The 7,394-nt window shown below is 60.4% G+C and carries 10 protein-coding genes and 1 tRNA gene; 3 read left to right on the top strand and 8 right to left on the bottom strand.

Annotated elements, in window-relative coordinates; all coding sequences use genetic code 11:
• The coding region (locus tag BHQ40_RS23430; protein ID WP_171905946.1) for a (d)CMP kinase at nucleotides 1-116 on the bottom strand (116 nt) is incomplete at its 3' end.
• Nucleotides 113-1,453, bottom strand: a complete 1,341-nt coding sequence (gene aroA, locus BHQ40_RS23425) for a 3-phosphoshikimate 1-carboxyvinyltransferase (RefSeq protein WP_070158132.1) — start codon at nucleotides 1,451-1,453, stop codon at nucleotides 113-115. The genes aroA and BHQ40_RS23430, both read right to left, overlap by 4 nt.
• Before the next feature lie 149 nt (nucleotides 1,454-1,602).
• On the opposite strand from aroA, the gene BHQ40_RS23420 reads away from it, so the two are divergent.
• The 3 genes from BHQ40_RS23420 (at nucleotide 1,603) to BHQ40_RS23410 (ending at nucleotide 3,691) form a co-directional block, all read left to right on the top strand.
• Nucleotides 1,603-1,941 carry a TIGR02300 family protein gene (locus BHQ40_RS23420; protein WP_070158133.1) on the top strand — a complete coding sequence of 113 codons (339 nt, stop codon included), beginning with the start codon at nucleotides 1,603-1,605 and terminating at the stop codon, nucleotides 1,939-1,941.
• A 75-nt stretch (nucleotides 1,942-2,016) separates the two neighbouring features.
• Nucleotides 2,017-2,092: transfer RNA gene (locus BHQ40_RS23415), tRNA-Ala, on the top strand.
• A gap of 93 nt (nucleotides 2,093-2,185) precedes the next feature.
• On the top strand, nucleotides 2,186-3,691 hold the full coding sequence (locus BHQ40_RS23410; protein ID WP_070158131.1) for a site-specific integrase: 1,506 nt from the start codon (nucleotides 2,186-2,188) through the stop codon (nucleotides 3,689-3,691).
• A 142-nt stretch (nucleotides 3,692-3,833) separates the two neighbouring features.
• Here the strand turns inward: BHQ40_RS23410 and BHQ40_RS23405 are convergent, their stop codons facing one another.
• From BHQ40_RS23405 to BHQ40_RS23380, 6 genes are all read right to left on the bottom strand, one after another.
• On the bottom strand, nucleotides 3,834-4,268 hold the full coding sequence (locus tag BHQ40_RS23405) for a hypothetical protein (RefSeq protein ID WP_070158130.1): 435 nt from the start codon (nucleotides 4,266-4,268) through the stop codon (nucleotides 3,834-3,836).
• Between the two features lie 25 nt (nucleotides 4,269-4,293).
• Nucleotides 4,294-5,034 carry a hypothetical protein gene (locus BHQ40_RS23400; RefSeq protein ID WP_070158129.1) on the bottom strand — a complete coding sequence of 247 codons (741 nt, stop codon included), beginning with the start codon at nucleotides 5,032-5,034 and terminating at the stop codon, nucleotides 4,294-4,296.
• A complete protein-coding gene (locus BHQ40_RS23395) occupies nucleotides 5,031-5,351 on the bottom strand; it encodes a hypothetical protein (protein ID WP_171905945.1) in 321 nt (106 codons plus the stop codon). The genes BHQ40_RS23400 and BHQ40_RS23395 overlap by 4 nt, the downstream gene beginning before the upstream one ends.
• 70 nt (nucleotides 5,352-5,421) lie before the next feature.
• On the bottom strand, nucleotides 5,422-6,042 hold the full coding sequence (locus tag BHQ40_RS23390; protein WP_070158127.1) for a hypothetical protein: 621 nt from the start codon (nucleotides 6,040-6,042) through the stop codon (nucleotides 5,422-5,424).
• A gap of 14 nt (nucleotides 6,043-6,056) precedes the next feature.
• Nucleotides 6,057-6,599 carry a hypothetical protein gene (locus BHQ40_RS23385; RefSeq protein WP_070158126.1) on the bottom strand — a complete coding sequence of 181 codons (543 nt, stop codon included), beginning with the start codon at nucleotides 6,597-6,599 and terminating at the stop codon, nucleotides 6,057-6,059.
• Nucleotides 6,600-6,617: 18 nt separating this feature from the next.
• On the bottom strand, nucleotides 6,618-6,905 hold the full coding sequence (locus BHQ40_RS23380) for a hypothetical protein (RefSeq protein ID WP_070158125.1): 288 nt from the start codon (nucleotides 6,903-6,905) through the stop codon (nucleotides 6,618-6,620).
• Nucleotides 6,906-7,394: the final 489 nt, after the last annotated feature.

The following is a 7,394-nucleotide window of genomic DNA, read 5'->3' as shown; positions in this document are numbered from 1 at the left end:
CCCACAGCGCGATAGAGCAGGCCGGTATCAAGATGGGGGAGGCCGTAATGGCGGGCGAGCGCCTTGGCTATGGTGCCCTTGCCCGAAGCGGCAGGGCCATCGACGGCAATGATCATGCAACGGCCCCCAGCCCGCGCAGCAGGCCGATGAAGCCGGGGAAGCTGGTGGCGACGGGGCGCATGTCGTCGATCTCCACGCCGTTCCTGGACACAAGGCCGGAGATGGCAAAGCTCATGGCGATGCGATGGTCAAGCTTCGTCGCGATGGGACCACCGCCGGGCAGCGGATCGCCGCCGGTGCCGTCGATGATCAGGCCGTCCTCCAGCTCCTCCACCTGCGCGCCGATCAGGCGCAGGCCGGTCGCCATTGTGGCGATGCGGTCCGATTCCTTGACGCGCAATTCCTCAAGACCGCGAAAGATGCTGCGCCCTTGCGCCACGGCCGCGGCGATGAAGGCAACGGGATATTCGTCGATCATGCTTGGCGCGCGCGCCGGGTCTGGCTCGACGCCGCGCAGGGTGGAGGCGGTCACGACCAGATCGCCTACAGGCTCTCCTCCGACATCGCGGGCGTTGGTCACTTCGATGCTACCCCCCATGTCGCGCAGCAGGTCAAACAATCCTGCGCGGGTGGGGTTCAGGCCGACATTGGTAACGGTCACCTTCGATCCAGGCGCAAGCAAGGCGGCGACAACGGGGAAGGCGGCGGAGGAGGGATCTCCGGGCACGATGATGTGGCGGGGGGAAAGCTCCGCCTCGCCGGTCAGGCTGATGATGCGGGTACCGTCCGCCTCCGTCTCGAGGCTGAGATCAGCGCCGAACCCGCGCAGCATCCGCTCGCTATGGTCGCGGGTCGGTATCGGCTCGATCACACGGGTAATGCCCGGCGCGTTGAGACCGGCCAGCAGGATAGCGGACTTTACCTGTGCCGACGCGACCGGCAGGCGATATTCGATCGGCACGGCGGGGCAGATGCCGCGCAGGGTCAGGGGCAGGCGGCCGCCGGGACTGGCCGTAAACTCTGCGCCCATCAGGCTGAGTGGATCGATAACCCGGCCCATCGGTCGTTTGCTGAGCGAAGCATCGCCGATGAAGGTCGCCGTCAGCGCATGGGAGGAAAGAAGCCCCATGAGGAGCCGGGTGGAGGTACCGCTATTGCCCATGTCGAGCGCCGTGGCGGGTTGAAGCAGGCCGCCCACGCCGACTCCGCTGATCCGCCATGCGCCGGAATCGTCGCGCGCGATATGCGCGCCCATCGCTCGCATCGCCGCTGCGGTGGCGAGCACATCTTCACCCTCCAGCAACCCCTCGACCCGGCTTTCGCCAACCGCCAGGGCAGAGAGCATCAGCGAACGGTGGGATATGCTCTTGTCGCCGGGAATGGCGGCCGTTCCGGAAAGGGCGGGCGCGGCGCGAAAGGTTGCGGGTTGAGGCAGGTCGGCGTGGTGAGCCATCGGCATCCGTTGATCGGGAGGGAACAAGAAAAAGCGAACCGGCTTTTGACAGTGCGGCATAGCTATGGCAAGGCGCGCATCGCTTCGCGGCGGGGATGCCCTCGACCGCGCATTTCAGCATTGATTTGAACAAGGATGGACGGCGGCACATGGTGAAGCCTGAATGGGGCACGAAACGGACCTGCCCGAAATGCGCAACGCGCTTCTACGATCTGGGCAAGGACGATCCCGTCACCTGCATCAACTGCCAGTCGCACTGGGAGCCGGAGCCGGTTCTCAAGTCGAAGCAGCCGCTTCCCTATGAGGAAATCGCGCCGAAGAAGGTGGTTGAGACTGCCGACGGCGAGCATGAGACGGTCGATGACGATCTGGACATTGATCTGGACGTTGATGACGACGAGGATTCGCCGGACAATGACGTCGATCTGGGCGGCGACGACGACCTGGGCGTCGAGCGCGGTGACGACGGCGACGACGACGACAATTAACTCTTGCAAAGGGGGCGCTCGCTGACCTAAAGGCGGCGCCTCATCGCCGGGCTACCCAGCCGGCGACATGGTTACGGGGCCTTAGCTCAGCTGGGAGAGCGCCTGCATGGCATGCAGGAGGTCAGCGGTTCGATCCCGCTAGGCTCCACCATCATCCCGTAAGCTGTTGATATGCTTGCAAGATGTTGGGAAATAAGGACTTTTTCACAGTTGACTGTTACATTGTCATACTATGGAAAAGCCCATGCAAACCTATCTCCAGCGGCGCGGCGCGGTTTACTATTATCGGCGCATTGTCCCGCTTGATGTGCAGGCTGCGCTAGCTCGTCAGCACTGGACATTCTCGCTCAAATGCAAGGACGCCGGGGAGGCAAATGCCAAGGCCCGTTTGCAGGCTGTCGAGCATGACAGGCTCATTGCCGATGCCCGTACTGCGTCATCCCCTGATGCTGCTCCCAAGCCAGTCGCCAGCATGAGCCGGGATGAATTTGAATATCTGGAAGCGCAGAGCGAATTTCTGTCCGATGAGGGTTTCCGGCTGGACATGGAAGCGGAGGAACTGGACGACCTCCTTGCTACCCGCCCCGACCTTGCGAAGCGCAATGCTGCTGAACAGCAGGAGCAAATTGCGACTGCCGTTGAGGCTGAGAGAAATTGGCGCGCATCGCTAGGCCGAAATCAAGCCGTCGATAAGGGCGGCGATGCTAAGCCAGCCAAGGGCAAGGGCGTCTATCTCGATACCGATATTGTCGACCTCTGGGCCGCTGAGCGGAAGGTGACGCGCAAGGGCAAGGATACCCATCGCCGTGTTGCCGAATGGTTCAATGCCCGCGTGGGCCGTATGTCGGTTGAGCTTATTACCCGCAAGCATGTACTGACGTTCAAGGACAAGCTGTTGTCCGAAGGGCAGACTGCGGCGAATATCAATATGAAGCTGTCGCGGCTACGGACGTTGCTGAACTGGGCATTCGGCAATGAGTACGCGGATAGCAACGCCGCTGCGAATATCAGCATCAAAGACCCTGACGCAGGCAAGAAGAAGCGGCTTTCCTTCACCCTGCCGGACCTGCAAACGATCTTTGACAGCCCTGTCTATTCCTTGGGGCAGCGTCCAGTACGGGGCAGGGGAGAGGCTGCGTACTGGCTCCCGCTGCTTGGCCTCTACACCGGGGCGCGGCTGGAGGAACTGGGGCAGCTACGGGTGAGCGATGTCCAGCATCTCAACTATGCGGGCGATGATGGGACAATGATTTCCGGCTGGTTCCTGCATCTGACGGAGGACGACGCGGACGACGACGAGGACGAGGGGCCAAAGAACAAGCTAAAGAACGCAGGCAGCGAGCGCCTTGTCCCCGTGCATCCTGAGATACAGCGGCTCGGCTTCCTCGAATATGTCGCCAAGCAGGGCAAGGCGGGCAGGGTGTTCCCCGAACTGAAACCGGACATATATGACAGGCTGACCGCTAAATGGGGCGAGTGGTTTGGACCCTACCTGCGGAAGGTCTGCGGCATCGCTGATCGGCGCAAAGTGTTCCACTCGTTCCGCCATACCTTCAAGGACTATGCTAGGAAGGCGATGCCCGAACCTGTCCAGCGGCAGATAATGGGCCATGCCGGGAAGGATGTTGCAGACGGCTACGGGAGCGGCTTCGATCACCATGCCCTTGCCGTGGCGATGGCCGCGTACAAGGTGCCGGGGCTGAGACTGCCTGCGCCTCCGCAACCCCGCACACAGATGCAGCCGCAATAGGCAACATTCTGCGAGACGAGGTTTTGTAAATTGGCCGATTTTGGGAACGCTTTTCTGCGGGTTTGAGGGGTGCTTAGCCGGTCATAACAGGGGGGTCTGGTACGGGTATATCTCCCCCCCTTCTCATGACCGCGTAAGGGCCTCAGAATGCCCTGATGCTGAGCCGGTCCAGAGCGGACAGGAACGCCCCTAGGCCCATGTCGGGCTGCGGCTTCTCGCGCTTGGCCAATAGGGCATCCTTGAGCGACATGCTGGCCACGGTCTTGCTGATGGCCGTGGGCCGATTGTATCGGGCGTTCAACTCATCGAGCGCATAGGTTGCCGGGGCCAGCAAAGCGTGAACGGTTTCGCCCTTGCCGGGCTTCCACGGTCCAGTCTGTCCGACAAGGCCCATATGGCTGAGCCGCTTAAATAGGATTTCGTCCTTGCGGGGATCGACGCCCCGGCGCTTGGACTGCCTGCATGTGTCGGTGCAGAAGCGTGAGGTTGACCGTTTGGCGCGGTAGGTCGATCCGCATTGTTCGCAGTTCTTTTCCCGCCCGACCGTGATGGCCGGGACGGAAGTCATATAGTTCATTTGGCAAATATCCTTGTTGAGATTGTTAGGCGTCGGGGCCTAGGGGAACACCAGCCTCACGGCGGGCCTGTTCTCCGGTCGATACGGCTCGGAAGCCCATCGGGGTTTGGATGTAGGCAATATCGCCCAGCGGTACGTCAGCTTCCCGGCGCTCCCGTTCGGTCGGCGCACGGCCAGCCGGGGCGGCAGGGGCAGGGGCCGGAACCTGTTCGCGTGGAACGTCCCTAGGCGACCACTGAGACGTGTTTACAGCATTGCGGAACTGGAACTGGCTGGCCTGCTGCGGGGCCTCTGACGGGGCTTCTGCGGGGGCTGTAGCGTCGGCCTGAAACGGCTCGGCAGCGAATGCCGCTTCCTCAATTCCAAAGGCCGCTTGGATGTCGTCATAGAGGGCAGAGCCTTCCTCAGCTTCGCCATTCTGGACGGCAAGGGCATTGATGTCCTGCACGATCATCGGGGCCAGAGCTTCAAGCCTGCTATCGTCTCCAGTGTTGTTGTAGTGATTGATCGCGGCATCGTATTTCGCCAGCGTTGCGTCATCGCTTTTCGTAGCAAGCTCAATGACGACTTCCAGCGCGGTACGCATGGCGGGCACCTGCGCCACGAAATTTTCAAAGGCCTTGGTATAGGCGTCACGGTGGGCAAGGCCCCTAGCGATATGCGCATTGGCGACGGCCTGAACGATACGGGGATCATGCCCATGCAGGGCGATCAGCGTAAGCGCGGCTTTGGCCGTTACCTGCTGGCGGGGATTAAGTGCGGTCATGATAATTCCTTTGGGTGAATGGATCGAAATTGGCGGAAGGCGTTGGTTAGGAGTGCCGGGCTGATGCAGGGTCGGCCTGCTTCCCGCCACGCTTGGAAGGCCACTTCTGCTACGCGCAGGGCTTCCCCACGGGACTGGTTCGATAGCTTGCCGATGCAGGCGAATTTCGGCAGCCCCGGCATTGGCAGCTTGGCGCGGATGGCCCTGCCTTCGCGGACTAGCTCGCAACTGACCGTGGCGACATTGGTATCTTCGGAGATGTCAGGCCCGGATTGCAGCCAGTCGATGATCGCGGACCACTCGACATAGTTGGCCAAAGCGGGGCCATGCTCCCCCGACTGCCTGCGCAGTTGAGGAAAGTTATTGATGTACACGGATTGGATTTCCTTATTCGGGGATCGGCGCGAGGCGTCCGTCTGCGATTTCGATTTCTAGGGATCGGAAGGCAAAGTGCAGGTTGGAATGGTCGAGGCCGGGGCAGCCAGCCGCTTCCCACTCAGCCTGCGTCTCTGCGATGACGCGCATCGCCTCGCATCGGCTATCTTCTGACAGGTCGTCGAGTACCGGGGCAGGCAGCTTCTCCACATCCCCGCTGTCATGAATGACGTATTCCCCGTGCGGACCCCAGCCGCCCACGTCCCGCCATAGCTGCGCCCGATACAGGTCGAAGCATTGCGAGATGACTTCGCGGGAATTGGTCAGCGCTGGGGCGGGCTGCTGCCAAGGGGTTGCCCACAAACATGCAGCGCGGGCCTTGGCAACGGCGACCACGGTATCAGCATAGGGGCCGCTGCGGCCTGCAATGTCGTCGAGAGTTTGCGGCCATTGCTGAGTGCGAGCTTGAGCAAGCGCCTCAACCTTCCTCGCTAGCCATGCCTCCCGTTCTGCTATGGTAGGGTCTGCATCCCGCTCAGCAGCGCGGCGAACCGCCCGTGCGGTAGCGGCAATTTTCCTTTGCTTGGGCGTAAGCGGGGATTTCTGCCCGCCACGCTTTTTGATTTTCGGCATATCTCCAGTCTGCATTAAGCAGCGAGTGTCAGGTCAGCCCAGGGATCGACACGGGAAGCGGAGCGGAACATGCCGCGCCTCAGCCCTTGGAAGTAAGCGGCGAAGGCCCCGTTGGGATCACCGGGACAGAGCGCCATTATCTCGGCAGGGATGCGGTCAGGATGCACGGTGACGAGATAGTCATATGCGTCATCCGGCAATTCCCGGAAGCTCGTCACCCGGTGCGGCTTGGCTACCGGCATACGCGACGAGGGATCATAGAACAGCTTCACATAGTCGATAATGAAGTTGGCGCGGAGGAGATTGCCTTCGCACTGGGGCGGATAGTCCAGTGCAACGGTGATGTCGGAGAAGCCCGCAATCCTTTCTCTCCGCTCTTGCTCCAGCTTATCAGCATGGGCCGTAGCTAGGCGCGTTTCAGCATCACGGATCGCATGGCCGATGTCCTTGGCCTTAGTCTCGGCAACCTTGCCCAAGATAGGGATAGCGGCAGTGATGATGCGCAGATCAATGCTAAGCTGTTCAAGCTCAGCGGTAATGGTGTCGATGTCGGTCATTGGCAAATTCCTTGTTAATTAGAGGCTGTTCAAAATTTCGTCGTCGCTGCGCTTAGGTCCGCTGTACGGCTTGGGCGCATTGTCGATCAGCGCAGCATCGGGATTGTCAGCATGGAAGCCGCGCAGGATTTCAGCAGACAGGGGAGAGCGGCCAGCTTGCTTGCGCAAGGCATAGGCAGGCAGGGGTACGCCAAGCAGTTCTAGGGCTGCGCGGAAGCCAGCAATCCAGCGTCTATCGCGCCCTTCGATATTCCGGGCAGCGCGATCAGACAGCAACGCGCTATCGTCTAATTCAATCAAAGCCATTGTGGCTCCTTTCTGTGGTTTGAAATTGGGGCGGCAATTTGTGCCCCTATATTGGTCGCCAACTAGGGCCGCCTGATTGTGCAAATTAACGAGAGAGATACCGCCTGCGTGTGTATTAGAATAGCAATACACCTATGGGTGGCGGAAAGGGTAGTCATCCCTTTGAATGATCCAGCGCAGATGGCAGCGTGCCGCCGCGCCAATTCCTACGCAAGATCAACATAGGCGCACTGGATCAATCAGAAGGATGAGGTATTTGTTATCAGCCTGTGGAGTAGGCAGGATTGCATCTAAGCATTGCTATAGTGACGCAGGTTAGGGTCACGCTCCTATTGCTCGGCAGGCTTAGGTCTAGGCTTTTGCTGACCCTTGGATTTTCACCGGCAGGATTACGCTATTTACTTGAACGGCATAGTCTTACTATGTCTCATATTGGCACACTGCGTAGGCTTCTAAATTCTGCGCAGGTATTTCCATACTAGATGATGG

The sequence above is a fragment of the Sphingobium phenoxybenzoativorans genome (assembly GCF_001757355.1).
GTDB lineage: Bacteria > Pseudomonadota > Alphaproteobacteria > Sphingomonadales > Sphingomonadaceae > Sphingobium > Sphingobium phenoxybenzoativorans.
This window is presented reverse-complemented; position numbering and strand designations above follow the sequence as displayed.